22 protein-coding genes are annotated in these 26,572 nt (G+C 70.4%); 8 read left to right on the top strand and 14 right to left on the bottom strand.

The features are described from left to right. Positions 1-27: 27 nt before the first annotated feature. Both ACFVXE_RS01935 and ACFVXE_RS01940 read right to left on the bottom strand, forming a co-directional pair. Positions 28-987 (bottom strand): carbohydrate ABC transporter permease, encoded by a 960-nt coding sequence (locus ACFVXE_RS01935; protein ID WP_389668213.1) that lies wholly within the window; start codon positions 985-987, stop codon positions 28-30. After that, complete coding sequence (locus tag ACFVXE_RS01940; RefSeq protein WP_389668215.1) at positions 984-1,994, bottom strand: ABC transporter permease; 1,011 nt, start codon at positions 1,992-1,994, stop codon at positions 984-986. Before ACFVXE_RS01940 ends, ACFVXE_RS01935 begins: the two co-directional genes overlap by 4 nt. A 388-nt stretch (positions 1,995-2,382) precedes the next feature. Between ACFVXE_RS01940 and ACFVXE_RS01945 the strand changes: the two genes are divergently transcribed. Then, complete coding sequence (locus ACFVXE_RS01945; RefSeq protein WP_389668216.1) at positions 2,383-3,615, top strand: DUF3472 domain-containing protein; 1,233 nt, start codon at positions 2,383-2,385, stop codon at positions 3,613-3,615. A 42-nt stretch (positions 3,616-3,657) separates the two neighbouring features. Here the strand turns inward: ACFVXE_RS01945 and ACFVXE_RS01950 are convergent, their stop codons facing one another. After that, entirely contained in the window at positions 3,658-4,458 is an 801-nt protein-coding gene (locus ACFVXE_RS01950) for a DeoR/GlpR family DNA-binding transcription regulator (protein ID WP_389668218.1), read from the bottom strand. Between the two features lie 195 nt (positions 4,459-4,653). On the opposite strand from ACFVXE_RS01950, the gene ACFVXE_RS01955 reads away from it, so the two are divergent. The 3 genes from ACFVXE_RS01955 (at position 4,654) to ACFVXE_RS01965 (ending at position 8,044) form a co-directional block, all read left to right on the top strand. Continuing rightward, the gene (locus tag ACFVXE_RS01955; RefSeq protein WP_389668219.1) at positions 4,654-5,538 is read left to right on the top strand and encodes an SIS domain-containing protein; all 885 of its coding nucleotides are present in this window, start codon (positions 4,654-4,656) and stop codon (positions 5,536-5,538) included. Positions 5,539-5,545: 7 nt separating this feature from the next. Next, a complete protein-coding gene (locus ACFVXE_RS01960) occupies positions 5,546-6,445 on the top strand; it encodes an acyl-CoA thioester hydrolase/BAAT C-terminal domain-containing protein (protein ID WP_389668221.1) in 900 nt (299 codons plus the stop codon). A gap of 216 nt (positions 6,446-6,661) precedes the next feature. Continuing rightward, positions 6,662-8,044 carry an MFS transporter gene (locus tag ACFVXE_RS01965; RefSeq protein WP_389668223.1) on the top strand — a complete coding sequence of 461 codons (1,383 nt, stop codon included), beginning with the start codon at positions 6,662-6,664 and terminating at the stop codon, positions 8,042-8,044. 338 nt (positions 8,045-8,382) lie between these two features. Here the strand turns inward: ACFVXE_RS01965 and ACFVXE_RS01970 are convergent, their stop codons facing one another. The 6 genes from ACFVXE_RS01970 to ACFVXE_RS01995 all read right to left on the bottom strand — a co-directional run bounded on the left by ACFVXE_RS01970 (position 8,383) and on the right by ACFVXE_RS01995 (position 16,632). Next, positions 8,383-8,955, bottom strand: a complete 573-nt coding sequence (locus ACFVXE_RS01970; RefSeq protein ID WP_389668225.1) for a hypothetical protein — start codon at positions 8,953-8,955, stop codon at positions 8,383-8,385. A 184-nt stretch (positions 8,956-9,139) separates the two neighbouring features. Next, on the bottom strand, positions 9,140-11,377 hold the full coding sequence (locus ACFVXE_RS01975; RefSeq protein WP_389668227.1) for a SpoIIE family protein phosphatase: 2,238 nt from the start codon (positions 11,375-11,377) through the stop codon (positions 9,140-9,142). 217 nt (positions 11,378-11,594) lie between these two features. After that, the gene (locus ACFVXE_RS01980; RefSeq protein ID WP_389668229.1) at positions 11,595-12,503 is read right to left on the bottom strand and encodes an adenosine kinase; all 909 of its coding nucleotides are present in this window, start codon (positions 12,501-12,503) and stop codon (positions 11,595-11,597) included. 241 nt (positions 12,504-12,744) lie between these two features. Beyond that, positions 12,745-14,844, bottom strand: a complete 2,100-nt coding sequence (gene fusA, locus ACFVXE_RS01985; protein WP_389668231.1) for an elongation factor G — start codon at positions 14,842-14,844, stop codon at positions 12,745-12,747. 884 nt (positions 14,845-15,728) lie between these two features. Continuing rightward, entirely contained in the window at positions 15,729-16,397 is a 669-nt protein-coding gene (locus tag ACFVXE_RS01990) for an HAD family hydrolase (RefSeq protein WP_389668233.1), read from the bottom strand. A gap of 7 nt (positions 16,398-16,404) precedes the next feature. Next, on the bottom strand, positions 16,405-16,632 hold the full coding sequence (locus ACFVXE_RS01995; RefSeq protein ID WP_389668235.1) for a hypothetical protein: 228 nt from the start codon (positions 16,630-16,632) through the stop codon (positions 16,405-16,407). Positions 16,633-16,639: 7 nt separating this feature from the next. Here ACFVXE_RS01995 and ACFVXE_RS02000 point away from each other — a divergent pair, with 7 nt between their 5' ends. Both ACFVXE_RS02000 and ACFVXE_RS02005 read left to right on the top strand, forming a co-directional pair. After that, a complete protein-coding gene (locus tag ACFVXE_RS02000) occupies positions 16,640-17,260 on the top strand; it encodes a TetR/AcrR family transcriptional regulator (RefSeq protein ID WP_389668237.1) in 621 nt (206 codons plus the stop codon). Positions 17,261-17,325: 65 nt separating this feature from the next. Further along, entirely contained in the window at positions 17,326-18,984 is a 1,659-nt protein-coding gene (locus ACFVXE_RS02005; RefSeq protein ID WP_389668239.1) for an acyl-CoA dehydrogenase family protein, read from the top strand. 173 nt (positions 18,985-19,157) lie between these two features. Here ACFVXE_RS02005 and ACFVXE_RS02010 read toward each other — a convergent pair whose 3' ends face one another. Next, positions 19,158-20,174 (bottom strand): Lrp/AsnC family transcriptional regulator, encoded by a 1,017-nt coding sequence (locus tag ACFVXE_RS02010; RefSeq protein ID WP_389668241.1) that lies wholly within the window; start codon positions 20,172-20,174, stop codon positions 19,158-19,160. A 184-nt stretch (positions 20,175-20,358) separates the two neighbouring features. Between ACFVXE_RS02010 and ACFVXE_RS02015 the strand changes: the two genes are divergently transcribed. Both ACFVXE_RS02015 and ACFVXE_RS02020 read left to right on the top strand, forming a co-directional pair. After that, positions 20,359-21,738, top strand: coding sequence for an MFS transporter (locus ACFVXE_RS02015; RefSeq protein WP_389668243.1), 1,380 nt, complete (start codon positions 20,359-20,361; stop codon positions 21,736-21,738). After that, positions 21,735-23,219, top strand: coding sequence for an amidohydrolase (locus ACFVXE_RS02020; RefSeq protein WP_389668245.1), 1,485 nt, complete (start codon positions 21,735-21,737; stop codon positions 23,217-23,219). Before ACFVXE_RS02015 ends, ACFVXE_RS02020 begins: the two co-directional genes overlap by 4 nt. Before the next feature lie 86 nt (positions 23,220-23,305). Here ACFVXE_RS02020 and ACFVXE_RS02025 read toward each other — a convergent pair whose 3' ends face one another. From ACFVXE_RS02025 to ACFVXE_RS02040, 4 genes are all read right to left on the bottom strand, one after another. Beyond that, positions 23,306-23,659 (bottom strand): STAS domain-containing protein, encoded by a 354-nt coding sequence (locus ACFVXE_RS02025; protein ID WP_389668247.1) that lies wholly within the window; start codon positions 23,657-23,659, stop codon positions 23,306-23,308. A 1-nt stretch (position 23,660) separates the two neighbouring features. Then, positions 23,661-24,932: a PP2C family protein-serine/threonine phosphatase gene (locus tag ACFVXE_RS02030; RefSeq protein WP_389668249.1), complete on the bottom strand. Its 1,272-nt coding sequence runs from the start codon at positions 24,930-24,932 to the stop codon at positions 23,661-23,663. Continuing rightward, positions 24,932-25,735, bottom strand: coding sequence for an alpha/beta fold hydrolase (locus ACFVXE_RS02035; RefSeq protein WP_389668251.1), 804 nt, complete (start codon positions 25,733-25,735; stop codon positions 24,932-24,934). The genes ACFVXE_RS02030 and ACFVXE_RS02035 overlap by 1 nt, the downstream gene beginning before the upstream one ends. 453 nt (positions 25,736-26,188) lie before the next feature. After that, complete coding sequence (locus ACFVXE_RS02040) at positions 26,189-26,392, bottom strand: cold-shock protein (RefSeq protein WP_093464295.1); 204 nt, start codon at positions 26,390-26,392, stop codon at positions 26,189-26,191. Between the last annotated feature and the right edge of the window lie 180 nt (positions 26,393-26,572).

A 26,572-nucleotide genomic window follows, 5' to 3' on the forward strand; every position in this document is an offset into this window, starting at 1 on the left:
CGTGGCGGCGATGTCGGGGTGGGCTGATCAGCCCTTGACCGCCCCGGTGAGGACGCCCTTGACGAAGAACTTCTGCAGGAAGGGGTAGGCACAGAAGATGGGCACGATGGCGATGATCAGCACGGCCATCTGCAGCGAGGTCGCGGGCGGCACCGCGTGGACGCCCATGGCCGAGGCGTTGATGCTCTGCCCGTTCAGTACGTAACTGCGCAGGATCACCTGGATGGGGAACTTGCTGGAGTCGTTGAGGTAGAGCACCGCGTTGAAGAAGCTGTTCCAGTACCCGACGGCGTAGAACAGGCCGACCACCGCGAGGACCGCCTTGGACAGCGGGAGGACGATCCGGAAGAGGACCGTGACCTCACCGGCACCGTCGATCCGCGCCGCGTCGTACAGCTCCTCGGGAATGCTCTGGAAGAAGGAGCGGACGACCACGATGTTGAACGCGTTGAGCAGCACCGGAAGGATCAGCGAGGCGTACGTGTCCAGCATCTTGAACTGCTGAACGGCCAGGTACGTCGGGATGATGCCGGGGGCGAAGAGGAACGTGCCCAGCACCAGCAGCAGGATCGGTTTGCCGAGAACCGTGCCGGGACGCGAGGTGCCGTACGCGATCATCACCGTGCACGCCAGGCTGAGCGCGGTACCGATCAGCGTGATGAAGATGGAGACCAGCGCGGCCTGCGTGACGATCCCGCCGGAGAGGATGACGCGGTACGCCTCGAGCGTCGGGTGGTGCGGCAGCAGTACGTAACCGCCGTTGGCGTTCAGCTCCTCGCGGCCGGCCAGGCTGGTACCGATGGCAAGGACGAACGGGTAGAGCACGATCACGGTGAGGACGACCAGGGCCGCCGCCTTCGCACCCTGTCCGTACCAGTGGGGGCGCTCCATCCACGGCGGCCTGCCGTGAGAGGAGCGGGGGCGTGCACCGCCCCGCGGGCCGAACCGTGCCGTGCGCAGCCGGGTCGCGGCGGACTGTTGACTCATCGGTAGACTCCCTGCTCGCCGAAGCGGTGTGCGAGCTTGTTGGCGGCGAGGATGAGGGCGAATCCGATGACGCCCTTCATCAGACCGGCGGCGGTGCTCATGCCCCAGTCGCCGTCGACGACGCCGTGGAAGTAGACGTAGGTGTCCATGACTTCGGAGGCGTCCGGGCCGACGGCGTCGCGCTGCAGGATGATCTGCTCGAAGCCGACCGAGAGGATGTCGCCGAGCCGCAGGATCAGCAGCATGAGGATCACCGGCCGGATGCCCGGCAGGGTGATGTGCCAGATCCTGCGGAACCAGCCGGCCCCGTCCATGGCGGCCGACTCGTACTGGCCCATGTCGATCGAGGCGATCGACGCCAGGAAGATGATCGTCCCCCAGCCGCAGTCCTTCCAGATGGCCTGGGCGGTGATCAGCAGCTTGAAGGTTCCGGGGTCCGTCATCACGTTGCCGATGCTGACCCCATGCTCCATCAGGAGCGTGGTGACCGAACCCGCGCCACCGAGCACCTGCTTGAACATCGCGACCACGACCACCCACGACAGGAAGTGCGGGAGGTAGACGATCGTCTGGATGAACCGCTTGATCTTCTCGCTGATCAGCGAGTTGAGCAGCAGCGCCAGCGCGATCGGGGCCGGGAAGTAGAGGAGCAGCTGGATCGCGGTGATCTGCAGCGTGTTGGAGACCGCGGACCAGAACTCCGGCTCGGAGAGCAGCGCGGTGAAATTCGCGAGGCCGACGAACGGGCTCTGCTTGAAGCCCAGGAACGGCTGGTAGTCCTGGAAAGCGATGACGTTGCCCGCGAGCGGCAAGTAGAAGAAGAGCGCGAAGTACAGGACGCCCGGCAGGCAGAACAGCAGGAGCGCTTTGTCGCGCTTCAGGCGGTGCCGCAGCGGCTGCCGTATTCGGCCTTTGGCGCGCTTCTTCCCGCCGGGTGAGTCCGTGTCATCCGGATCGCGGGGCTGCGGCACCGGCGACCGCACCGATGAGACCGGCGCATCTGCCATCGTCACAGGCACCTCCAGGGCTGATGGAGCAAAGGGAGTCCCGCAGCGATGGAGGGGCGGCACGCACCGTCCACGGTACGGCCGCCGCTCCGTTGCGGCGACAGCCACATAGTTCACGACAGTGCGCATGAATGGCAAGAGATGTTCATTTCACAGAGGTAACGAACATCTATAGACATTGAGAAAGTCCAATGAACGTCCGTTTTAAGCCCATTGGGGACTACGGCTGGGTGTGCCGGAAGCACGGAAGCGTCCAATGAGTGGCCTGAGCCTCTTGCCACCGGGTTCGCCACGGGACCAGGATGCTCCACCGTGCTCGATCTTGCACTGACGGGCACTCTTCCCAACATTCACAAGCAGAGACGGGTATGCCCGTATGACCTCTCGCATGACTGTGTCCGGCCTCGGCCGGCTCGGCCGCATCGCCGGAAGTGCCGTCGCGGCGCTGGCACTTGCGGCCGGAATCGGAATGTCCACGGCCGCCACGGCGCAGGCCAACGAGGACGGCTGGGGCGACACCCCCGGCACATACACCCACTACGAGTTCCCCGCCGGGACGCCGGACCTGTCGTCGGTGACCTGGAGTACCACGGTCACCGCCGAGCCCGGCTTCACCTCGCACACCTTCTGGTCGCACCAGTTCGGCTTCAACCAGGGGAACGGCGGCTACATAGGCATGCAGGACAACGGGGGTGAGGACCAGCTGTTCCTCTTCTCCGTCTGGGACGTGAACCAGGCCAGGCCCGGCACCGAGGGCAGCTGGTGCCAGGACTTCGGCGGCGAGGGCACCGGCTACAGCTGCCGGATGAACGTGCCGTGGAAGGCCGGCCACACCTACACGTTCAACGTGGCCGCCGAGGGCGACGGCTGGTTCGGCGCCACCGTCGAGGACACCACCGCCCACAAGTCGTTCAAGCTCGGCAGCATCCTCACCCCGGCGACCGGGGTCAAGACGGCCGGCATGGTCGACTGGGTCGAGTACTACGAGTGGAGCATGACCCGCTCCACCTGTGTGCAGCAGCCCTACAGCGCGGCGACCTTCGGCCTTCCCGAGGCCACGACCCTGGCGGGCACCCGGGTCACCGGCACGGCCACCCGGCCGGAGGACAACGGTGACTGCGCCAACGTCTCCAGCACGATCGGGCCCGACGGCGGCGAGCAGGTCCTGGGCATCGGCAACTCCGCACGCGGCGCCGTGACCGACCGGGCGGGCAACTGCCTGGACGTGGAGGGCGTGGACTTCGCCCAGCTCGAATGGGCCGAGGACACCGATCTGGCCGCCGACGAGAACCGGCCCGCGGTCGTCGAGACCTGCCACCGGCGCACCGACCAGGGGTGGGTGCACGGCGCCGACCGGACCCTGCGCCTGGTGAACAACTTCTGCCTGACCGCCGCCCCGGAGAAGTCCGGGCACGGCAGGAAGGTACCGGTCACGATCACGACCTGCGCAGGCACCCCGGGACCGCTGACCACCTGGACGTACGGCGCCCACGGTTCGATCGTGAACGACGCGACCGGCCAGTGCCTGTATACCCCGGGCGGTCACGAGACCGGGCACCGCGTGGAACTGCGCGACTGCACCGGCAAGGCCGACCAGCGGTGGACCGCGCCCCGCAGCTGATCCTGCGGGACGGCGCCACCGCCGGGCGGGCCGGAGTCTCCGTCACACCGCGATGACGGTGACTCCGGCCTCGGTGAAACGGGCCTTCGCGTCCTGGGTGATGCCGGTGTCGGTGACCAGGAAGTCGACCTGGCCGAGATCGCAGACCCGGGCGAAGGCCCGCTTGCCGATCTTGGAGGAGTCGGCGGCCACGACCACCCGCTGCGCCTGCTGGGCGAGCAGCCGGTTGATGCTGGCCTCGCCCTCGTGATGGACGTAGGCCCCGCGCTCGGTGTCGATCGCGTTGACGCCCAGCACGGCGACATCCAGCGTTATCTCACCGAGCACCCCGCTGGCCAGCGGCCCCGTGAGCTCGTACGACTGGGGCCGGGCCACCCCACCGGTCACCACGATCTTGATCTGCGGCCGGATCACCAGCTCGTTGGCGATGTTGAGGGCGTTGGTGACCACGGTCAGCGTCGGCTGCCCGCCGACTCCGGGCCCGGTGTCACCGACGAGATCGGAGCGGACCGCCAGCGAGCGGGCGACCTCGGTGATGGTGGTGCCGCCGGTCAGTCCCACCACCTCCCCCACGGCCACCAGTTCGGACACGGCACGGCCGATGGCCTGCTTCTCCGGGGCGTGGCGTCCCGTCTTGTAGCGCAGCGCCAGTTCGTACGAGACCCCGTGCGCGACGGCGCCGCCGCGGGTACGGGTGAGCAACTGCTGCTCGGCGAGCTGGTCCAGGTCGCGGCGGATGGTCGCGGCCGAGACATCCAGCGTCGTCGCGGCGTCCTCGACCTCCACCCTGCCGTTTTTCCCGACCAGCTCCAGCAGCGCGTTCCACCGGGCATCCCTGGACAAGAGAACTCTCCTTACGGGTCCGGGATTCGAGCACCCATCCCCTTGGGCACGGTCACCGGACAAGCGCAAGCGTCGCACAAGGTTACGGGCAGTCAAGCCATATGCAAGTCCCTGCAAGGAAGATGCTTGATAATGCTTGCAGTTCACGTATAACGTGCGTGAACGAGCATCCCATCACCCATACGGAGTGCAAAAGTGTCGTTTGTAGAGATTGAGACAGCCAGTCAGCCGGAGTGCTGGCGTCGCGCCGCAGACCTCGCACAGAGCCAGTCGGCCGCCCTGCCCGCCACGGGCGAGCGCATCGCCGTCGTCGGCTGCGGCACCTCGTTCTACATGGCCCAGGCGTACGCGGCGCTCCGCGAGGGATCCGGGCAGGGCGAGTCCGACGCGTTCGCCGCGTCGGAGTTCCCCTTCGGCCGGCGCTACGACCGCGTCGTCGCACTGACCCGCTCGGGCACCACGACCGAGGTGCTGGAGCTGCTGAACCGGCTCCGCGGCGTCACCCGTACCGTCGCGATCACCGCCGACCCGACCACTCCGGTGATGACCTCCGCCGACGACATCGTCGTCCTCGACTTCGCCGACGAGCAGTCCGTGGTGCAGACCCGGTTCGCCACCACGCTGCTCACGCTGCTCCGCGCCCACCTCGGCCTGCACACCGACGCCGTGGTCCGCGACGCGGAGACCGCGCTCGCCGAGCCGCTGCCCGAAGGCCTGGTGGACTGCACCCAGTTCTCCTTCCTCGGCCGCGGCTGGACCGTCGGTCTCGCCAACGAGGCCGCACTGAAGATGAAGGAGGCGTCGCTGTCCTGGACGGAGTCGTACCCCGCGATGGAGTACCGTCACGGCCCGATCAGCATCGCCACGACGGGCACCGCCACCTGGATGTTCGGCACCGCACCGGACGGACTCGAGGAACAGGTGCTGTCGACCGGCGCCCGCTGGGTGGAGAGCGGACTGGACCCGCTGGCCGAACTGGTCCGCGTACAGCGGCTGGCGATCGCCCGCGCCGAAGCCGCCGGCATCGACCCGGACAGCCCCCGCCACCTGACCCGCTCGGTGGTCCTCGCAGACGCCTGACCGGCCGATGGACATCGTCGAGCATGCCCTCACCGTTCCGCACGACGGTGCGGGCGAAGGCACGTACGACGGTGGATACGGGTGCGAGGGGTTCCTCGCCACGCCTGTGCGGGGCGGCGAGGCCGGCGTCCTCGTCCTCGCAGGTTCCAGCGGACGGATCGAGGTCGAGCGGTGCCGGATCCTGGCCCGCGAGGGGCTGACCGCCCTGTCGGTCCGCTGGTTCGGCGGCCCCGGGCAGCCACCGGGGATCTGCGAGGTCCCGCTGGAGACGTTCGTCGCCGCGACCGGACTGCTCCGGTCGCGCGGGGCGCGGCGCATCGGGGTGCTGGGCGTCTCCAAGGGTGCTGAGGCCGCACTGCACCTGTCGGTGCTGCACCCTGGGACCGATGCCGTGGTGGCTCTCTCTCCCACCTCGCTGACCTGGGCGAACGTCGGTCCCGGCCGGGACGGGCAGACACGGCCGTACCGGTCCTCGTGGACCTGGCGGGGCGAACCGCTGCCCTTCGTCCCCTACGACGACCGCTGGACTCCGGCCCAGCCGGAAGGCGCCCCGGTCTCCGTCCTCGACTGGTACGAACGCAGTCGGCGGACCTTCGCGGACCGCGTCGGCGCCGCCACGATCCCGGTGGAACGGTCCGCCGCCGACCTGCTGGTCGTCGCGGGCGGGGACGATGCGATGTGGCCGTCCCTGCGCGCCGCCGAGGAGCTCGCCGCGCGCCGCCGTGCGGCCGGGCGGCCGGTACGGGTGGTCGCACGCGCCGACGCCGGGCACCGCGTGCGCTTTCCCGGCGAGGGCCCCGCGCCCGCCTCCACCCTGTTCCTGCACGGCGGTTCGCCCGCTGCCGACGCCGCGCTGGGCGCGGCGGCCTGGCCGTACGTGCTCGATGTACTGCGTGGCGCCGCGTGACCATCGCCCGACGGCTCCGGCTGCGCCCGCCACGTCCACGCCGGGTGCGAACGGCAACTCCTCCAGCCGAAACGCCACTTCTGGGCCCCGAGCAGTCGTCGGAGAACCCTGCGGTTCCGCATACGTCCCCTATTGTGGCTTTTGATGTCGTGTCTCCACGGATCGGACGGAGTTGGGGCTGTGGCGTTCGCGGAGTCGGCCGGCGGCGGTGAGTCCATGCCCTCTCCCGAAGCGGCCCCGGAGTCCGAGCGACGGTCCTGGGCACCCCTGCTGGCGGTGTGTGCCGGGTATTTCATGGTGATCCTGGACGTGACGGCCATCAACGTCGCCGTGCCGGTGATCGGCCGGGAACTGTCGGCCTCGCTCACCGGCATCCAGTGGATCACCGATGGGTACACCCTGGTCTTCGCCGGGTTCCTGCTGACCGGTGGCGCGCTGGGTGACCGACTGGGCAACCGCCGGGTCTTCTGCTCGGGCGTGGCGGTGTTCACTCTGTCCTCAGCCGCGTGCGCACTCGCACCGAGCGCCCCTTTCCTGGTCTGCGCCCGACTGGTGGAGGGGCTCGGTGCGGCACTGATCGTGCCCGGTTCCCTGGCCCTGCTCCAGCAGGCCTACCCGCAGCCGGCCGCTCGCTCGCGGGCCTTCGGGCTGTGGGGTTCGATGGCGGGCATCGCCGCCTCCGCCGGCCCGCTGCTGGGCGGGCTGCTCGTCTCCACGCTGGGTTGGCGCTGGGTGTTCCTCATCAACCTGCCCGTCGGTGTGGCCTGCACGGTGCTGACGCTGCGGCATGTGTCACGCTCGCCCCGGCGCACCGCCCGGGCCCTGGACTGGCCGGCGCAGTGCGCGGTCGTGGCGACGGTGGCGCTGCTGACCGCGGCGCTCAACGAGGCCGGACGGCGGGGCTGGTCCGATCCGGCGGTGCTCGCCGGGGTGGGCCTGGCCGTGCTGGCCGCCGCGGCGTTCACGGTGCGCGAGCGGCTGGCCCGCTCCCCCGTCCTGCCGCCGAGCCTGTTGCGCTCCCGTGCGATGAGCGGCGGAGCCGTCATCGGACTGCTGTTCAACTTCGGCTTCTACGGGATGGTGTTCACCGCCAGCCTGGAATTCCAGCACCAACGCGGCTTCAGCGCCCTCGGTACCGGGCTGGCACTGTTCCCGGCGGTGGCGATGACCATGTTCGCCTCCGTCCTGTCCGGGCGGCTGGCCCGTCGCACCGGCGATCGCCCGCTGGTGGTCTCCGGCATGCTCCTGGCCGCCCTGGGGCTGGTCGGCTGGGCCGCGGCGGGAGCCGACCCCGCCTACCCGCTGCTGGTGGCCCCGATGATGGCCGTGGGATTCGGTACCTCCTTCGCCCTCACCGGCTCGACCGCCACCGTGATGGGTGCCGCTCCTTCGGCGTACTCGGGCGCCGCCTCCGCCCTGTTCAACACCACACGCCAGATCGGCAGCGCCACCGGCGTCGCGCTCGGCGGCAGCCTGCTCGCCACGGCCACCGACTACGACAGCGGGCTGCGCACGAGCATGGCCATCGGCGCGCTCGCCTACCTGACCGCCGCAGGCCTCGCGTGGCTCTGCGTGCCGGCGACGACGAAGAAGGCGTAGAGGACGCAGAGCGTTCTGAGGCCACCGGTCAGGCCGAGGACAGCCTGCGGCTGCCGGCCCTGCTGTCCCTTCCCCGTGGACGGAACCGTCCCGGAAGCCGAAGGCCCGTGCTTGCAAGGGGAACTGACGGCTGGAAAGGCACCGGGCGGATGTGCGGGCGGCACTCTCCGGCGGAGCCTCGGTCGCGTGCGCACCGCAGGATCCGGACGCTGTCCGCCGGCTGCGCGTCAGATGACATCCGATCGCCGCGCAGGGCCGTGCGGGGAGGGAACCGGCGGCCTTCGCAGCCCCCGGCTCCCTCCCCGCCGTCGTTGCGGCGGCCTGGACCGCTCTCGCCGCTACTCCTCGAAGTAGGCGTCCAGAACGGCGTCGAGCTCTTCCGCCCACTCCTTGAGGCTGCTCCTGGCCGGTGCCTCGACCTCCGCGTTGAACCAGCGACGGGTCGACATATGGACGGTGACCGTGAACCGGCGGCCGAACCGGGGAGACTTCACCTCGACCGCGCCGATTTCGTCCCAGCGGAAATCGGCCTCCTGGTCGTCCAGCCGGAACAGGATGCCGTCGCGGTTCGCGGTGATCGAACCGCGACGGTCGCGGACCTCGAACACGGGACCGTCCCCGTCCTCCCCGGATTCCTCCTTCTCCGCGTCCGCCACGTCCTCCGCGTCCGCCACGTCCTCCACCTCGGCGGAGGAGACGTCCACGCCCACCTCCCCGGCGGCGGATTCGTCGGGGACGCCCTTCGCGAGGGCATCGTCGGGGGCGGCGTCCTCGGGCGCCGGCTCCGCTGTCTTTTCCTGGTCCACGTCGGGCGACCCGGCGAGGCGGGGAGCCGTGAGGCCAGGGATGTACGCCGGGTCTGTCCCTGCGGCGTACGCGGGCTGAGTGTTCGGATCTATGCGCTGCTCCACGGCGGGCAGTATGGCCGACGAACCTGTACGAGACCAGTGACCGCCGGCCTCACCGGACCTGTTCCCACTCCGACGGCGCTCCACTGCCTCCGTCGCGCCGCGTGAAGGCGGGTGCGGAGTACGCCTGACGGCGCGTCCGCCGACCGCGCACACGGGACCCTCTCGGGTGCGTGGCAGCCGCTTCTCAGGCGGCCGGGATGGTGACGTCGAACCACGTGGTCTTGCCGCGCCCCGCCGGTGAACTCCCCCAGTCCCCGGCGAGCGCGTCGACGATCAGCAGGCCGCGTCCGGACTCGGCTTCCTGATTGATCTCCTCGTCCGCGACGATCGCGGTGGGTACGGGCGGATGCGGGTCGCTGTCGCGGACCTCGACACGGATGCGGTCGGGGTACTCCCGCAGGCGCAGCTCCACCTCGCTGTCGGCGTGGATCAGCGCGTTGGTGACCACTTCGGAGGTCAGCAGTTCCATGGTCTCCTGCAACGGCGCCATGTCCCACTCGCTCAGCAGGTCCCGCAGGAATTCCCGGACCCTGGCGACACCCTGCAGATGGTGGCGCTGCACCGACATGCTCGCCATCCTCCGGTGGCCACAGGTTTCCGCCCCCTCGTACCTGAGCAGCAGCAGCGCCGCGTCGTCGGCGAGCACATGCCACGCCCGGCGGTCCGCGACGAGCCGGTCGGCCAGGACCTCCAGGTTGTCGCCGCAGTGGTCGGAGAGCACCCGGCCGAGCTTCTCCATCGCCGCGTCCGATCCGAGGAGGCGCCCGTCCAGCAGGCCGTCGGTGAAGAGTGCCAGCACCGAACCCGTCTCCACCAGCACCTCGCTCTGCTCGTACCGGGTCCGCGTCTCGACGCCCAGCGGAGGTCCCGCCGGCAGGGGGCCGGTGACGTTCCGGCCCTGCGCGTCGACGATGAGCGGGCTGGGGTGCCCCGCGGTGGCGATGGCGGCGGTCCCGGTCGACAGATCGAGCCAGACGCAGCAGCAGGTCACGTACAGCTCCGTGTCCAGCCCGGCGAGCAGCCGGTTGCTCCGTTCCAGCACGGTCGCCGGGTCGTGCCCCTCGGTGGCGTACGCGCGGACGCTGCTGCGGAGTTGTCCCATGACCGCCACCGCCTCCAGGCTGTGGCCCTCCACGTCGCCGATCACCAGGCCGATTCCGCCGCCGGGCAGCGGAACGATGTCGTACCAGTCGCCGCCCACCTCGGCACGCTCGGTCGCGGGGAGATACCGGGCCGTGGCCACCGCCTCGGTCAGATGCGGGAGGCTGCGGGGCAGCAGACTGCGCTGCAGGGTCTGGGTCAGCGCGTGCTCGAGCTCGTACGAGCGGGCCCGTTCCAGGGAGAGACCCACCTGTTCGAGCATGATCGTCAGCACCGCGAGCTCCTCGGGGACGAAGGGACTCGCGGGCTCCGGGAACTCCAGGACGCAGCAGCCGGTGGCCCGGCCGTGGGAGACGAGGGGGAGGTAGGCGCGGGCCTGGGCCTCCGGGTCGGCCTCGTCGTCGGGATAGGCCTCCCGGAGCGCCTGCGCCGAGGCGAACGACCGGATCTCGATCTTGCGGATCGTGTCCGTCTCCGGCGTGGGCCGGGACAGCAGCGTGCCCTCCACCCGGTGCACGGACTGGCGGGAGAACCCCGCCGCGCCGACCACATGCAGCCGCCCCTGCTCGGCGAGGCACAGCATCACCGCGCGGCCGCCGAACGGCCGGACGACTTGCGTATGGGCAGCGGCGAGCACGTCCTGGATGTGCACGGCGGCCGTGAGTTCGGCGGCGAGCCGTTGCAGTTGGTAGAGGAACGTACTGCTGGTCGGCTTGGGAGCGGGCGGCGCATCGAGATCGGCCCGCTCCGCCGCCGGCGCACCGCCGCGCGACACGGCGGAGATGAACAGCGGGAGCTCCGGAGCCGTCATCGACACCCCTTGCCGCGCGAGTCCCTGCAGCTCGGCGGCGAGCTCCTCCGCGACGGTACGGAGATGGTCCAGCACCTCGTCGGCGACCGGCCGCGGCGGGACCCAGCGCACGCTCAGGGCACCGAACCGGCGGTGGGAGGTCCGCACCGGCGCCGAGGCGACCATCATCGGGTACGGGTTGGTCAGGAAGAGGGCGGGAACCCGGCGGGTCAGCTCCCGCAGATCCGCATTCTGGAACAGCACCAGTTTTCCCGACTGATGCGCTTGCGCCGCCGAGAAGTTGGCGTCGTCCGCGGCCATACCCGAGGGGACGGTGAAGCTCAGGCTGGTGTCGACCATCATCGCCGCCGCCAGTGCCTGGGCGTCGTCGGTCAGCAGATAGGCCGTGCAGGTGCTGAAGTCGAAACGGCGGTTGAGGCGTCGCAGAGCCGCGGCGATGGCGCGGTCACGGGACGTCGCCACCCGCCCGGTCGGCCACTCGGTGCGTGCCGCGGAGGATGGGGAGTCCATGAAATCCACCCCGGTGCGTCGGCGACAGGTGGGGGTGCCCGGCTGCTCGGCGGTATGCGCCGTAGCCATTTCAGTATGGGCGCAATCCCCGAGGTACGCGCCCGCGCAAGGCCATCGGTGTCCCGGCGTGGCCCCGTGCGGCCGTGCTGGCGTCCGCTGCCCGGCTCCGGTGGGACAGCCCACCCGGCGCCCGGGGCCGCGGGCTCCCGGGCCTCGGTCACTCCTCCGCCGCCGCCACGCGGGCGAGCAGTTCGTCACGGCTGATCGGATCGGTTCGCGTCGATGCCACCGTGCAGGCGTGGGCTCCGGCCACCGCACCGTAGAGTCCGCATCGCCGGGTCGGCTCGCCGGCCAGCCAGCCGAGGAGGAAGCCGGACGCGAAGGCGTCGCCTGCGCCGTTGGAGTCCACCACCGGCGCGGGCGGCGTGACAGCCGGTACATGGGTCAGCTCGTCATCGGCCAGCAGGTACGCGCCTTCGGCCCCGGCGGTCGCGACGACCACCCGGGCCCTGCCCCGCTCGGTGATCCGGCGCATGGTCCGCTCCGGGTCGGCGAGGGCGGTCGCGGAGACGAAGACGAGGTCCGCCTCGTGGGCGAACGGCTCGTGGTAGGGATCGGCGCCGTCCCAGTTGTGCAGGTCGGTCGAGATGGTCACTCCGGCCGCCCGCAGCACCGGGAGAGCGAAGGCGCACGGGTAGGTGATGGAGACATGGGCGTGGCGGCTCACCGCTGCCAGGGTCCGGACCGTCTCCTCGGGCAACCGGTCCGCCTCCCGCGAGCGGCTGTCGTCGTACAGGGAGAGCCGTCGCCCGTCGGGGCTGACGAGATTCACGGCCCGCTTGGTGCCGCCCGGCTGGAGAACCTCGGTGAACGCGATGCCCCGGTCCCGGTGCAGTGCCCGGACCAGGTCGCCGGCGTGATCGTCGCCGATCATGTCGAGGTGATGTGTGCGCAGGCCGAGAGCGCTCACCCCCAGCGCGACGAAGTCCCCGGTCTGGCCCGCCCGCGCCTCGATCCCCGGCCGGATCATGTAGCTGTCGGCCAGCGGCAGCGGCAGCTCGGGTACGTAGACGATCGTGTCGACGCCCGCGCCTCCCAGGACGAGGACATCGGTCTCGGTGCTCATGGGGTTCCTCTCCGGCCTGCCGGCAACTGCGGTTGCCGGCAGGCGAGTCAAGCAGCCGATCACACGCATCAGCAAGATTTTGCAGAAACTTTCAGCAATTCTTTGCTGACCTCCGCCCTCCGCCTCCGCTTCCGGTGGGATCGCCGCTCCACTCCCGCCGTCGCCGCTTCCGGCAGGGCCGTTACGCGGCGCACGGCCGTGAGTGCGGCCCCGCCCTCGTGGGCGGGGCCGCAGTCAGGCGCTACCGGGGCGGTGCCCCGTGGGGGGCGATGCCCGGCGCCGGCGCGTATCCGGTGGCGCGGGTGGTGAAGGTCCCCCGGCCCTGGGTCCGGCTGCGCAGCCGGGTCGCGTAGCCGAACAGCTCGGCCAGCGGCACGGTCGCGGTGATCACCGCGGTGCTCGCCCGGCTGGTCGAGCCCGAGACCCGGCCGCGCCGTGCCGCCAGGTCCCCGAGCACCCCGCCCACCGCGTCGTCGGGCACGGTGACCGTGACTTCCACGACCGGTTCCAGCAGCAGCATCACGCTGGTGCGCAGCGCGTCCCGGAGCGCGAGCCGCCCGGCCGTCCGGAACGCCATCTCCGAGGAGTCCTTGGGATGGGTGGCTCCGTCGGTCAGCGTGACCCGCACCCCGGTCACCGGGTGCCCGCCGAGCGGACCTTCGGCCAGAGCGTCCCGGCAGCCGGCTTCCACCGCCCGGACGTACTCCTGCGGTACCCGCCCACCGATGACGGCGGACCGGAAGGCGAAGTCCACCGCACTGCCCGGACCGTCGTCACCAGCGGCTTCCAGCGGTTCCACGTCGAGTACGACGTGCGCGAACTGGCCCGCGCCTCCGTCCTGCTTGACATGCCGGTACACCAGCCCGGACACACCGCGGGCGACCGTCTCCCGATAGGCCACCTGCGGCCGGCCGACGCCGATGTCGAGCTCGTGAGCGCGACGGATCTTCTCCACCGCGACCTCCAGATGCAGCTCTCCCATTCCCGACAGCACCGTCTGGCCGGTCTCGGGATCGGTCCTGACCGACAGCGAGGGGTCCTCCTCGACCAGCCGCACCAGCGCCGACACCAAACGGTCGGTGTCGATGGTTCTGCGGGCCTCGACCGCCACGGAGACGACCGGGACGGCCACGGAAGGCGGTTCGAGAACCAGAGGTGCCGCGGGTGCGCTCAGAGTGGCCCCGGCGCGGGCGGCCTTCACCCCGATCACGGCGACGATGTCCCCGGCCACCGCCAGGTCCACGTCCGAGTGACGCCCGGCCTGCATCCGCAGAATGCGGCCGACCCGCTCGGTGCGCCGTGCGCCGACGTCCAGCACGGTTTCTCCCTTCCGGATCGTTCCCGAATACACCCGCAGACAGGTCAGCCGCCCCGTGGCGGTGGAATGCACCTTGAACACCAGCGCGGCGAAGGGCGCCGCCGGGTCGGCGGCCCGCTCCTGCACCTCGCCGTCGAGGGTGCCGCGTACCGCGGGCACCTCCAGCGGCGACGGCAGATACGCCACGACGGCGTCCAGCAGAGGCTCGATGCCACGGTTGCGGTAGGCCGACCCGCACAGGACCACCACGCCCTCACCGGTACGGGTCAGGTCGCGCAGCGCGGCGGCAAGAGTCGGTGCGGAGACCTTCGACTCCGCACAGAACTCCTCCAGAGCGGAAGGATGCAGTTCCGCCACCGTCTCCTCCAGCAGCCGCCGTCGCCGGTGCGCTTCCTCCCGCAGGGCCTCCGGCACCCGGACCTCCTCGAACGTGTCGCTGCCGTCGGCCCAGACCAGTGCCCGCATGCGCAGCAGATCCACCACCCCGGTGAAACCGTCCTCCTCTCCGATCGGCAGCTGGACCACGAGCGGGACCGTGTGCAACCGCTCCCGGATCGAGGCGACCGCCGTGTCGAGGTCGGCCCCGGCACGGTCCAGCTTGTTGACGAAGGCGATGCGCGGCACCCCGTACCGATCGGCCTGCCGCCACACCGACTCACTCTGCGGCTCGACCCCCGCGACGGCGTCGAACACCGCGATCGCGCCATCGAGCACCCGCAGCGAGCGCTCCACCTCGTCGGCGAAGTCGACGTGCCCCGGGGTGTCGATGAGATTGATCCGGTGACCGTCCCAGGCGCAACTCACCGCGGCGGCGAAGATGGTGATTCCGCGATCGCGTTCCTGGGAGTCGAAGTCGGTGACGGTCGTCCCGTCATGGACCTCTCCGCGCTTGTGGACGGTGCCGGTCAGATAGAGGATCCGTTCGGTGACGGTGGTCTTGCCCGCGTCGACATGGGCGAGGATGCCCAGATTACGAACGCGGGTCAGCGGGCTGGTGAGATGACGGTGCAGTTCGGTACGCACGGCCGTGGCCTTTCGGAGTGATCCGGATCGGGTCGGCGCGATTTCCGGACGGGCCGGCCTGCGATCGGGCCGGGCAGATGCCCCCCCGATACGGCGCACCGCATCGGAACTCAGCCGCTCATGCGGCTCGACTCCGTGGAGTGAGGGGTCAGTTGTCCGTCACGGACGTCCGGTGCCGGCCGCGCAGCAGGCACCGGGCGGACGGAGACACCAGGATCACCTCGTACCGCGACCGGGGGACGACGACAGCGGTGCGGTAACGCACGACCGGTCTCCCCTCACTTGTCACGGCGCGCGCCGGAACGTGGGTACGGCGCGCGGTTCGTGGCGAGTGTAGTGAACCCGGTGCGGGTGGGGCATCGGGTTTTCCGGAGTCCGGGCGGGGCCTGCGGAGACTGCACGGATCGGCCCGGCACCCTCGCCGCGGAGCGCGTACGGGGCTCCGGCGGCGGCTCCGTCCCGTCGCGGACGACAGCCTTCCGTCGCCTTCCGACCGGTCCGGGCGCGCCTATGCCGTGGCGGCTTTACACAGCCGTCAACCCCTGCACCTGCAACCTTTTCTGTCGAATCATCAGTCCATCCGCACCACCCCCGACGGCGAGCAGGACGTCATGCTGCGCAAGGCCGACGGCACCACGGTCGATGTGACGCCCGGGCAGTGTGCCCCAGGCAAGTGAGGCGATCAGCAACGCGGTTCCGTGCTCATCCCGGCCCCAATCCCCCGTGCGAACGGATCCGCGCACTCCGATCCCCCGACTCCGAGGGCTGCCCCGTCAACGATCTTCGAACCGTCGGGACGGCTCCGCCGCCGCGATCACACCGGCCACACCGGCCACACCGAGATCGCGCATGGCCGGCCCCGGCAGGCCGCCGGGAAGTGTCGCTCAGCCCGCGGACTCCCGTTGCGCCCCCGTCGCGAAGGCGAGGATGTCGGGCACCGCCTCGCGCAGGGTCCCGAAGTGGCGGTGCACACCGTCGACCGCGACCGGGGCGTTGACTCCCCACACCGTCATCCCGGCCCGCAGCCCGGACTCGACGCCGGACGGCGCGTCCTCGATGACCAGGCAGTCCGCCGACACGGCACCGAGACGCTCCGCGGCCAGCAGGTACGGGACCGGTGACGGCTTGCCCTCGTCGACGGCGGCGGCGTCCACGACCACGCCCGGAACCGGCAGCCCTGTCCGGGCGAACCGACCACGCACCCGGTGCTCGTAGTTCGAGGTCACCAGCGCCCAGCACTGCGCGGGCAGTCCGGACAGCAACTCCGCCGCGCCGTCGAACGAGGCATAGACACCGGATCGGACATCCTCGTCCTCCAGTTCGTGCAACGCGGCCAGACACTCCCGTGGGTCCCGCCCCGGGGCCACCGCCGCGAACGTCTCCATGGGACGTGTCCGCAGCGCCACCCGGTACACCGCGTCGGGGTCGAGTCCGTACCGCGTCGCCCATGTCTCCCAGACCCGGCGCTGGTTGGACAGCGCATCGATCAACGTACCGTCGACGTCGAAGAGGACGTACTTCGCGGGGTCCGGCCGGGTCGGTTCGCTGGTCACGCCGTGATCATGCCATCAGCCCGCCGCACCGGCGGTTACGGGACGGGTACGGGCCCGGAAGCGTCAGCCGGCCCCTGCGCGACGCCTGGACGCCGGCCTCCTCGAGCCCCGAGGTCAGCAGGGTCAGCAGGGTCAGCAGTTCACCCCACTCGTCTCCCGGCTCGTCCGCTCGTTCGCCTGACGAGCCGCGCCGGTGCGGACCGGCCGTGGCAGGAAACTCTGAATGATGGTTCACTTCTTTCATGGCCTACCGCAAGACCCCAGCCGAAATGCGTCGGCTCGAAGCCGCCAGAGAGCGCCTCATCGCCTGCGCCACGTCGGTCGTCGCGGAAGTGGGCTGGTCACAGGCGTCCGTGACCGCCGTGGCCGACTCGGCGGGCATCGCGGCCGGGTCGGTCTACCAGCACTTCCCGTCCAAGGCGGCGCTCGCTGTGGAGGTGTTCCGGCGCGCCGCCGGACGTGAGGTCGAGGTCCTCGGCGAGGTGTTGCGGGGACCCGGCTCGCCCGTCGTGAGACTCGCCGCAGGGGTCCAGGTCTTCGCCCGTCGCGCCCTGGAGAACCGCGGCCTGGCCTACGCCCTGCTGGCGGCCCCGGCCGAACCGGCGGTCGGCGCGGAACGCCTCGAATTCCGCCGCCGCTACCGGTCGCTGTTCGCCGAGGTCGTCCACCAGGGCATGGCCGATGGCCTGCTGCCCGAGCAGAACGGCGAGGTCACCGCGGCCGCGCTCACCGGCGCGATCGGCGAAGTCCTCGTCGCCCCGCTGGGCACCCCGCGCGAGGACGACACCGACACCCTGCTCGCCGAGCTGACGGCGATGGCCCTGCGCTGCGCGGGTGCCCCGCCGCAGACAGCCGGCCCCTGAGGAGGTGCCGTCCGGTTCCACGCCGGGCCACAGCCCACGATCCGAACCCACCCCGGGAGAGACGCATGACCTCGACGCCTTCACCGCTCAGCCACCCCACCGCGGTGACGCACGAAGTGACCAATCAGGTACCGCCGTTGACCGGCCACGACGCCGCCGACGACCCGGTGCTGACCGAAGGCGTACACCGTGAGGGCGCGGGCTGGTACCTGGAGGACCTGCACCGGCTCGGGCGCCGGGCCGGCAGCGAGGAGGTGCAGCGCTGGGCCGACCAGGCCAACCGCTACGAGCCGGTGCTCCGCACCCACGACCGCTACGGCCACCGCGTCGACGAGGTCGACTTCCACCCGGCCTACCACTCCCTGATGGACGTCGCGGTCAGCGAGGGACTGGCCGGTGCCGCCTGGGCGGACGAACGCGTCGGGGCCCACGTCGCACGTGCCGCGGGCTTCATGGTGTGGAGCAGCGCCGAGGCCGGTCACGGCTGCCCGGTCTCGATGACGTACGCCGTCGTCCCGGCGCTGCGGCACGCCCCCGACCTCGCCAAGACGTACGAGCCCCTGCTCACGAGCCGCGTCTACGATCCCGGTCTCAGCACCCCCGCCGGCAAGCGCGGCCTGCTCGCCGGCATGGGGATGACGGAGAAGCAGGGCGGCACCGATGTACGGGCCAACAGCACCACCGCTGCCGAACAGGCCGACGGGACCTGGCGGCTGCGCGGGCACAAGTGGTTCACCAGCGCACCGATGAACGACCTCTTCCTCGTGCTCGCCCAGGCGCCCGGCGGCCTCTCCTGCTTCCTCGTACCGCGTGTGCTGCCCGACGGCAGCCGCAACACCTTCCGTATCCAGCGCCTCAAGGACAAGCTCGGCAACCGCTCCAACGCCAGCAGCGAGCCCGAGTTCGACGACACGGTCGCCTGGCTGGTCGGTACCGAGGGCAAGGGGGTGCGCACCATCATCGACATGGTGACCATGACCCGGCTCGACTGCGTGCTCGGCTCGGCGGCCGGTACCCGTGCCGCCCTCGCGCAGGCCGCCCACCACGTGCGTCACCGCGCGGTCTTCGGCGCCAAGCTGATCGACCAGCCGTTGATGCGCAACGTCATCGCCGATCTGGGCCTCGAGTCCGAGGCCGCCACCACGCTCGCCCTGCGCCTCGCCGGGGCAGCCGACCGGGCCCGGCACGGCGATGCTCAGGAGCGCGCCTTCCTCCGGCTCGCCACCGCCGCGGCCAAGTACTGGGTGTGCAAGCGCCAGCCCGCCGCCGTCGCCGAGGCTCTGGAATGCCTCGGCGGCAACGGCTACGACGAGGCGTCCGGCATGCCGCGGCTGTACCGGGAGGCTCCGCTCAACGGCATCTGGGAGGGCTCGGGGAACGTCAACGCGCTCGACATGCTGCGGGCCCTGGCGCGCGAACCCGAGTCCCTGGAGGCGTTCCGCATCGAGATCGAGGCCGCCGGCGGCGCCGACCGTCGGCTGGACGCGGCCTGGCGGGATCTGCGGGGCGAGCTGGTGCTGACGGAGGACGCTCCGCTGCGCGCCCGCCGCGTGATCGAACGCGCGGCGCTCCTGCTGCAGGGCTCGCTCCTGGTCCGCCACGCCCCGCCCGCGGTCGCCGACGCGTTCTGCGCGTCGCGTCTGGCCGGGGACCACGGGGTCGCGTTCGGCACCCTGTCGCCGGGAACCGACTTCGCGGCACTGCTGGACCGGCTCCCCCGCTGAGGCCGGGGCCCCCACGGTGAGCAGCTCGGCGGCCTGATCCGACGGGACCGGCCCCGGGGCTCGGGAGGGTCGGCCACCAGCAGGAGCAGCGTGCCATCCGTGCGGGTGGCACGCGGCCTCGCCTTCGCCGTGTGGACCGACGATCACGTGGCGGATTCGGTCGAGCTCCTCGGCTACCAGGGCGAGATCGGCTCAACGCCGATGCGGCGCCCCGCCTCGTCGAGGAGATGGCCCATGCGTTTGGCTGTGTGAAGGCCGACGATGCGATCGGTCACCGTGAGCGTGGGCAGGCGGGCGCACAGAGCGGTCTCGCGCCGTTGGATGTCACCGAGGTCGTGCACCCAGAGCGTGGCGAAGATGTTCGCGGGACCGGTCACGGCCGCGACCAGGCGGCACTCCGGCAGGGCCGCGAGGGTGCGGTGGACGGTGCCGATGTCCCGCGCGGGCACCCGGCCGAGCAGGGAGACCGGGACTGGATGCCCGGCGAGTGCCGAGGCGATGTCGCAACGGAAGGTCAGGACCGCTGAGTCCGTGAGGCGGCGCAGGCGGCGGCGGACGGTGGCCGGGCTGGTGGCCGTACGCTCGGCGAGTTCCGCCAGACCGAGCCGGCCGTCGCGGACCAGCTCGTCGAGCAGGGCCCGGTCGACCGGATCGAGTGCGAACGTACGGACCGGGTCCCGCGCCGACGCCGAGCGGCCGAGCGCGGTCAACTGGGCAGGATCGAGGGAACGCAACCGCCAGCGACTGCCTTCGACGTACAACGACGTGGCGAACAGGCAGCTCACCGAAACGATGCCGGGCAGGCGGTCCAACTTCTCGTTGAGGAATCGGCCGAGCGAAGCCAGGTCCGGGGTCAGCACGTCGAGGAGCAGGTCCGCGCTGCCGGGCCCGGTCAGCTCGATCGTCACGGCTTCCGGGAGCGCGGTCAGCTCCGTCATCAGCCGGGACCTCTCCTGGGGGACGCAGCGCAGCAGCACGAACGCCGTGCAGCGGTTGCTTGTGAACTCCCGCCCGGGCGCCGCGTACACCCAGGCGAGCCCCGCCCCGGTCAGCCGCTCCCAGCGCCGCGCCAGCGTGCCCGCGGTCACGCCTAGCAACGGCGCCAGTTCCGACCATGAGGCCCGCGGCCGCAGCTGGAGGGCGTTGACCAGGGCGAGGTCGAGTTCGCTGGTGGTGACCGTTTCTCGCATCGCAAGCACCCCGTACGTACGAATCCATGAATATTCGGAGCTGTTCGTACCTCGACCCGCACAGTAGCCACCACATTCGGTTCCGGACACCAGATGATCCAGAGGTGAAGCTGTGCCCACACGCATATCGAAAACAGGAAACGGACCCGGAGCGCTGAGCTCCGGCCCGGGAATGCTCGCGACGATGGCGGTCGTCGTCCTGTTCAGCGGCATCGTCCAGGGCTATCTGACGCCGCTGCTGCCCGAGGTCGGCCTGCACCTGCGCATCGGCACCGTGGGGCAGAACAACATCTACCTGCTTTCCCAGCTGGCCTTCGCGGTGATGACACCGCTGCTCTCCCGGCTCGGCGACCTGTACGGGCACCGCAGGCTCCTGCGGGTGGCCCTCGCGATGGTGGCGGGCGGCTCGCTCCTGATCGCCGTACGGCCGTCCGCTCTGACTCTCGCCGTCGGCGTCACGCTCCAGGGCGCCCTGGTCGGGTTCTTCCCGCTCCTGGTGGGCATCCTCCGCTCCCGTGCCCCGGAGCGGAACCGCACCGGAATCTCCCTCCTGGTGGGTGTTCTGCTCATCGCGATCGGCGTGGGCGGCCTCGTGGCGGGCGCACTCAGCGAGCGGCACGCGGAGGCGGGACTGTGGACGGCCGTGCCGGTCGCCGCTCTCGCCCTGGCCGCGGGCTTCGTCCTGCCCGACAGCGACGCACCGCGCGGCGGGCGCTTCCACTACGGCGCGGCGGCGCTGCTCACCACGGGCCTGCTGGCGCTCGTCCTGGTCCTCGCGCAGGGCAGTACGTGGGGCTGGGCCACACCGCGCACGGTCGCTCTCGCCATCACGGCCCTTGCCGTCCTTGCGGCCTGGGTCGTGGTGGAACGGCGGTCCGCGCATCCTCTGGTCAGCGTGCGGATGCTGAGCAATCCGCGCCTGGCGGTGGTCAGTGGCTATACCTTCTGCGCCGCCTTCGGCACGATCGGTTTCCTCGGCGCCAACGCCCTCTTCCTCGGCGCCTCACGGTCCACGGCCGGCTACGGCATGGGCCTGGGACCGCAGGCCATCGCCACCATCTCGCTGGCCATGGTGACCGCCGGATTCGCCGGCTCCACGCTCACCCCCTACCTCGCCCGGCGGCTCGGCGACCGCGCCGCGCTCGCCTCGGGCGGCGGCCTCGTCGCGCTGGGCTTCCTGGGGATGGCCCTCTTCCACGACACCCTCGCCCAGTACGTGGCCTGTGCCCTCGTCGTGGGGCTCGCGACGGGGCTCTTCGAGTCGATCACGCGGACCCTGTCGGCCGAGGTCGTCGAGGAGCACGAGACCGCCCTCGCTGTCGGCATCAACGAACTGGCCCTCTCCCTCGGCGCAGCCATCGGCGCCGCCGTGATCGGCGCGTTCTTCGCGGCCCACGCCCTGCGCGGCACCACGCGCATCGCCGAGTCCGGCTACCTGTGGGGCTGGGGCGCGTGTGCCTGCGCGGCCCTCGTCGGCATGGCCCTCGCGCTGCGCTATCCCAGCGCACGAGGGGCGGACACGACGTACGTACTTCAGCCGGCCCAGGGCGGAGAGCTCGCATGACGGACACCCCGGACGTGCACAGGACCGTGACCGAAGCCGTGCGTTCCTGGAGCGAGCGGCTCGTGGCCCTCAGCCACGGCCTGCACGACGAACCCGAGACCGCTCTCCAGGAACACCGCTCAGCGGCGAGGATCGCCGGCCTCCTGGAGACGGCCGGCTTCACCGTCACCCGGGGCGTCGCGGGCCTGCCCACCGCCCTCGTGGCCACCCGTGGCACCGGCGACCTCGTCATCGGGTTCTGCGCCGAGTACGACGCCCTGCCCGGCATCGGCCACGCCTGCGGGCACAACGTCAACGGCGCCGCGGCCGTCGGCGGCGCGCTCGCACTGGCCGCCCTCGCGGACGAACTCGGCCTGACGGTCAAGCTGATCGGCACCCCCGCGGAGGAGGACATCGGAGGTAAGGTGCTCCTCCTCGACGCCGGAGTCTTCGACGACGTGGCCGCCGCGATGATGGTGCACGCGGCCCCCGACGACAGTGTCGGCGCCTCCTCGCTGGCCATCGGGGCCTGGGACATCACCTACCGCGGCAAGCCCTCGCACGCCGCGCTGGCCCCCTGGGAGGGGGTCAACGCCCTCGATGCGATGACCCTCGCCCACACCGCCGTAGGACTGCTGCGCCAGCAGCTGCCGCCCGGTGTGGTCGTGCACGGCATCGTCACCGACGGCGGTCAGGCCGTGAACGTCATTCCGGCCCGGACCAGCGCGCGCTGCGAGGTCAGGGCGCTGACCGGGGAGCAGCTCGCCGAATCGTGGCAGCGGGTGCGCGCCTGCTTCGAGGCCGGGGCGCTCGCCACCGGCGCCGATCTCGAACTACACGCACACGGAAGGGACTTCGCCGATTTGCGCCAGGACCCGGACATGACGGAGGCGTACGTCAGGGCCCTCGGCGAACTGGGCCGCGCTGCGACGTCACGGCACGGCGAGACAATGGCGTCGACGGACATGGGCAACGTCTCGCAGCTCATCCCCACGATCCATCCCACGATCGGCTACGACACGGGCGGCGCGAAACAGCACACCCCCGAGTTCGCGGCGTACGGAAAAAGCCCCGGCGCCGACCGAGCGGTGCTCGACGGGGCGGCCGCGCTCGCCCTCACCGGAGCAAGCCTTGCGACGTCCCCGGCCCAGCGGAGCCGGCTGCTCGACGGAGTGAGGAAACGACAACGGAGTCAGCCGACGGCCGGCGCACGAACCGCTCGTCCCCTTCCCGGCCGGGCCGAGCACGACGAGGCACCGCCGGCCTCACACAGTGATCGGCCGCCTCTTCTGAATGCCGCTTCACGAAACCCGGTCACGGAAACCCGGCCTCCCAGCACGCCCGGCCTGCGGCGCCCACAGAGTGACGCCCCATCTGAACGAGCGCCAGTTCAGCATGAAGACCTCACCGTCAACACACCCAACACGCCTGCCACAGACCGGGAGGCCAGAGGTCGTGGTAGGGGGTCGGAGTCGGGGGCGGCGAACGCGGTGGTCAGGTAGCGCGGGATCAGTGAGGCTCCACGCGCCGTTTGGATTGCTCAACTTCTGCGGGCCCGATTCAGTGCCTGGTGGCGCGGCCCTGATGATCAGCGCACTGCGGAACTGAGGTCGGTGGCTGTCGGTCTGCCGGAGTGGAGGGTGAAGACCCGGTCCAGGCCGACGAGGCGCAGGATCCGGACGGTGTTGGCGGGGACTGCGGTCAGGGCTATGCCGGCGCTCTGTTCCGTAGCCAGGTTGCGTGCCGCCAGCAGGGCGGCGATGCCGCTGGAGTCGCAGAATTCCATGCCTGCCAGATCCAGGACCAGTAGTTGCCCGGTAACCAGGGTGAGGCGGTCCGCGGCCTGACGGAGTTCGGGTGCCGTCGTATGGTCGAGTTCACCGGTGATCTCCAGCACGGGACCGGTGGCTGCGTCTCGGGCAGTGATCGTCAGCGGGCTCATGTCAGATCTTCACTCGCGGGGCGGAAAGCGGGGCGGGCACGCCGAGGGCGAGCAGCGCTGTGTCGTCGTCAAGCCCGTCGCCGAAGCCCGCGAGGAGCCCGGTCAGAGCGGTGATGAGTGCCTGGGGCCCCGTGGCGGGCTGTTCGGCGACGAAGGCGCGCAGGGCGTCATCGCCGTAGAGCTCACGCCCCGCCCCGGTGCGGGCCTCGGTCAGGCCGTCGGTGTAGAGCAGCAGGGTGTCGCCTGGGAACAGCTGGGTGCGGGCGGGTGTGAACTGTGCCCGGGGCAGGGCGCCGATGAGCATGCCGCCGGGGGTGGGCAGGTAATGCGCGGTGCCGTCGGCGCGTTGGATCAGTGCAGAGGGATGGCCGCCGGAGGCCAGGTGCACGCTGACGTGGTCGCTGCCCGGGCACAGGACGCCGAATATGGCGGTGCAGTACCGAGTGGCGCCGCTGGTGTACCGCTCGTGCAGCACGGTGTTCAGAGTGGTCAGCGCGGTGACGGGGTCCGGGTCGTGCAGGGCGGCCGCCCGCAGCGTGTAGCGGGTCAGTGAGGTGACCGCGGCGGCCTGGGGGCCTTTGCCGCACACGTCTCCGAGGAAGAACGCCCACCGGTCCGCACCGAGGGGGAACAGGTCGTAGAAGTCTCCGCCGAGAAGATCCGGAGAGGCAGTGTGGTAGTAGGAGCCGGCTTCCAGGCCGGGAACCGTGGGCAACTCGGCAGGCAGCAGGCTCTGTTGCAGGACGGCGAGGGCTTCCTGGAGTCGTTCGCGGTCGGCCTCGGCCTGCCGGCGCGCTTCTTCAGCCGCCTGGCGTGCGCGCAACAGCTCGGTCTCGTAGGCGCGGCGGTCTCGGGCGTCGAAGATCGTGGTGCGGACGAGCATCGGTCCGCCGTCGTCGCTGGTCTTCACCTTCGAGGTGACGAGCACCGGCATCCGTTGCCCGTCCGTGTCTTTGATCTCCAGGGCAATGCCGCTGACCTCGCCATTCATTTGCAACAGTGGGGCGAAGTGCGTCTCGTGGTAGAGCTTGCCGCCCACCGTGAGCAGATCGGTGAACCGCATCCGGCCGACCACCTGCCGCCGCGACAGACCCAGCCACTCCAGAAGGGTGGTGTTGATCTTCGCGATGGTGCCGTCCATCAGCGTTGACAGGTAGCCGCAGGGCGCCTGCTCGTACAGCTCCTCCGCGCTGTCCTCCAGCAGGGCGGTGAAGGCCACGTCGGTGGCCTCCATCTCCTGCTCCCGGTCCGGATGTTGATCGCCGCGGCACATCAGCTGGTCACTTCTATGAAGTCGGTGATCGCCACCGCGGTGGCCTGCGGTGCGCTCAGTTGCGGGCAGTGCCCCGTCGCCTCCAGCGTGACCAGGCGGCTGCCCGGGATCGCGTCGTTGACGAAGGCACCGACCTCGCGGGGGGCGATCACGTCCTGTTCGCATTCCAGCACCAGCGTCGGCACCGCGACCGTCTTGAGGTCTTCGCGACTGTCGGACAGGAACGTCGTGCGGGCGAAGACCCGAGCCATGTCCGGGTCGGTCGCACAGAACGAAGTGGTCAGCTCCTGACCGAGTTCCGGCCGGTCCGCATTACCCATGATCACCGGGGCCATCGCCGCCGACCAGCCCAGATAGTTGGACTCCAGCGATTCCAGCAGCTCACCGATATCGTCCGCGCTGAACCCGCCCCGGTACCCGTCCTCGTCGATGTAGCAGGGCGACGGAGCCACCATCACCAGCCGGGAGAACCGCTCGGGCGCCTCGGCGGCTGCGAGAACCCCGACCATGGCACTGACCGAATGCCCCACGAAAATTACCTCCCGCAGGTCCAGCTCCTCGCAGATGTTCAGCACATCCAGGGCGTAGCCCTCCAACGAGCTGTAGCGCTGCTCACTCCAGGCCGAAGGGTCCGAGCGGCCGGAGCCCACGTAGTCGAAGAGCACCAGCCGGAAGTCCTCGGCCAGTATGGGGACCACCAGACGCCACATGTTCTGGTCACAGCCGAACCCGTGCGCCAGCAGGAGCACCGGCCCGTCCGCACGGCCGGTGACGGTGACGTTGTTCCTGCGACGGATATCCATGCCCACCGATTTCCCCTCACTCCCGGCGAGCGGGCCGAAGCGACCGCTCCGACCCGAATCGGCGGAGCCGAAATCAGGGCCGCCGGTCCGGCTGGAGAATTGGTCGCCCATAGGTGCGGGATTCATTCAGAACCTTCCTCATTACGGCACGCATCAAAGAATTCCCACCGCGCAATAAGCAGCGCGAGGATCATAAGAACCAGCCGAATTGAATTCGAAAGTAAATCTGTCCTGCAGTGAATCCGGTACGGATGCAGGCAACGAAAAGGGTGGCGTCATGCGGACGCGAAATCCAGGACGGCAGACGGGTGCGGCTTCGGGAGAGTTCCCCATCCCTGGATAATGCCTGCGGGCGACGGCGGTCCCACGCGTGAGTCCACTACGGGAAGGGCCCGCAGCGGGTGGTCCGCACCCCGAGAGATGCAGGCCCCCGCTGCAGAGTGCGCGTCGGCGTCAGCCGGGAACAATGTTCTCGGCCGTCGGGCCCTTCTGGCCCGGCGCGATGTCGAAGGTGACCTTCTGACCTTCGAGCAATTCACGGAAGCCCTGGGCGGCGATGTTCGAGAAGTGGGCGAACACGTCGGGGCCGCCACCGTCCTGCTCGATGAAGCCGAAACCCTTTGCCGCGTTGAACCACTTCACGGTGCCAGACGCCATGTCATATCTCCTTTGGGGCAGTACGCCGGGACCCACAACGCGCGGATACCGGGCCGCCGAGATGATGTCTCTCCCGGAATGACCGGAGATACAAAAACGCTTCCAACGGTCGAAATCACCGTTGGAGGCGCTTGAGGTTTACGAACACAAGGCTGCAACTGAGATCGACAGTAGCATGCC

It is taken from the genome of Streptomyces sp. NPDC058231, from assembly GCF_042882275.1.
In the GTDB taxonomy this organism is placed as follows: Bacteria; Actinomycetota; Actinomycetes; order Streptomycetales; family Streptomycetaceae; genus Streptomyces.

Excerpts from the sequence above, each read along its gene's own strand:
- ACFVXE_RS01935 (WP_389668213.1), bottom strand. The coding sequence starts at position 987 with ATGAGTCAACAGTCCGCCGCGACCCGGCTGCGCACGGCACGGTTCGGC.
- ACFVXE_RS01940 (WP_389668215.1), bottom strand. The coding sequence starts at position 1,994 with ATGGCAGATGCGCCGGTCTCATCGGTGCGGTCGCCGGTGCCGCAGCCC.
- ACFVXE_RS01945 (WP_389668216.1), top strand. The coding sequence starts at position 2,383 with ATGACTGTGTCCGGCCTCGGCCGGCTCGGCCGCATCGCCGGAAGTGCC.
- ACFVXE_RS01960 (WP_389668221.1), top strand. The coding sequence starts at position 5,546 with ATGGACATCGTCGAGCATGCCCTCACCGTTCCGCACGACGGTGCGGGC.
- ACFVXE_RS01965 (WP_389668223.1), top strand. The coding sequence starts at position 6,662 with ATGCCCTCTCCCGAAGCGGCCCCGGAGTCCGAGCGACGGTCCTGGGCA.
- ACFVXE_RS01975 (WP_389668227.1), bottom strand. The coding sequence starts at position 11,377 with ATGGACTCCCCATCCTCCGCGGCACGCACCGAGTGGCCGACCGGGCGG.
- ACFVXE_RS01980 (WP_389668229.1), bottom strand. The coding sequence starts at position 12,503 with ATGAGCACCGAGACCGATGTCCTCGTCCTGGGAGGCGCGGGCGTCGAC.
- ACFVXE_RS02000 (WP_389668237.1), top strand. The coding sequence starts at position 16,640 with ATGGCCTACCGCAAGACCCCAGCCGAAATGCGTCGGCTCGAAGCCGCC.
- ACFVXE_RS02005 (WP_389668239.1), top strand. The coding sequence starts at position 17,326 with ATGACCTCGACGCCTTCACCGCTCAGCCACCCCACCGCGGTGACGCAC.
- ACFVXE_RS02010 (WP_389668241.1), bottom strand. The coding sequence starts at position 20,174 with ATGCGAGAAACGGTCACCACCAGCGAACTCGACCTCGCCCTGGTCAAC.
- ACFVXE_RS02015 (WP_389668243.1), top strand. The coding sequence starts at position 20,359 with ATGGCGGTCGTCGTCCTGTTCAGCGGCATCGTCCAGGGCTATCTGACG.
- ACFVXE_RS02020 (WP_389668245.1), top strand. The coding sequence starts at position 21,735 with ATGACGGACACCCCGGACGTGCACAGGACCGTGACCGAAGCCGTGCGT.
- ACFVXE_RS02025 (WP_389668247.1), bottom strand. The coding sequence starts at position 23,659 with ATGAGCCCGCTGACGATCACTGCCCGAGACGCAGCCACCGGTCCCGTG.
- ACFVXE_RS02030 (WP_389668249.1), bottom strand. The coding sequence starts at position 24,932 with ATGTGCCGCGGCGATCAACATCCGGACCGGGAGCAGGAGATGGAGGCC.
- ACFVXE_RS02035 (WP_389668251.1), bottom strand. The coding sequence starts at position 25,735 with ATGGATATCCGTCGCAGGAACAACGTCACCGTCACCGGCCGTGCGGAC.
- ACFVXE_RS02040 (WP_093464295.1), bottom strand. The coding sequence starts at position 26,392 with ATGGCGTCTGGCACCGTGAAGTGGTTCAACGCGGCAAAGGGTTTCGGC.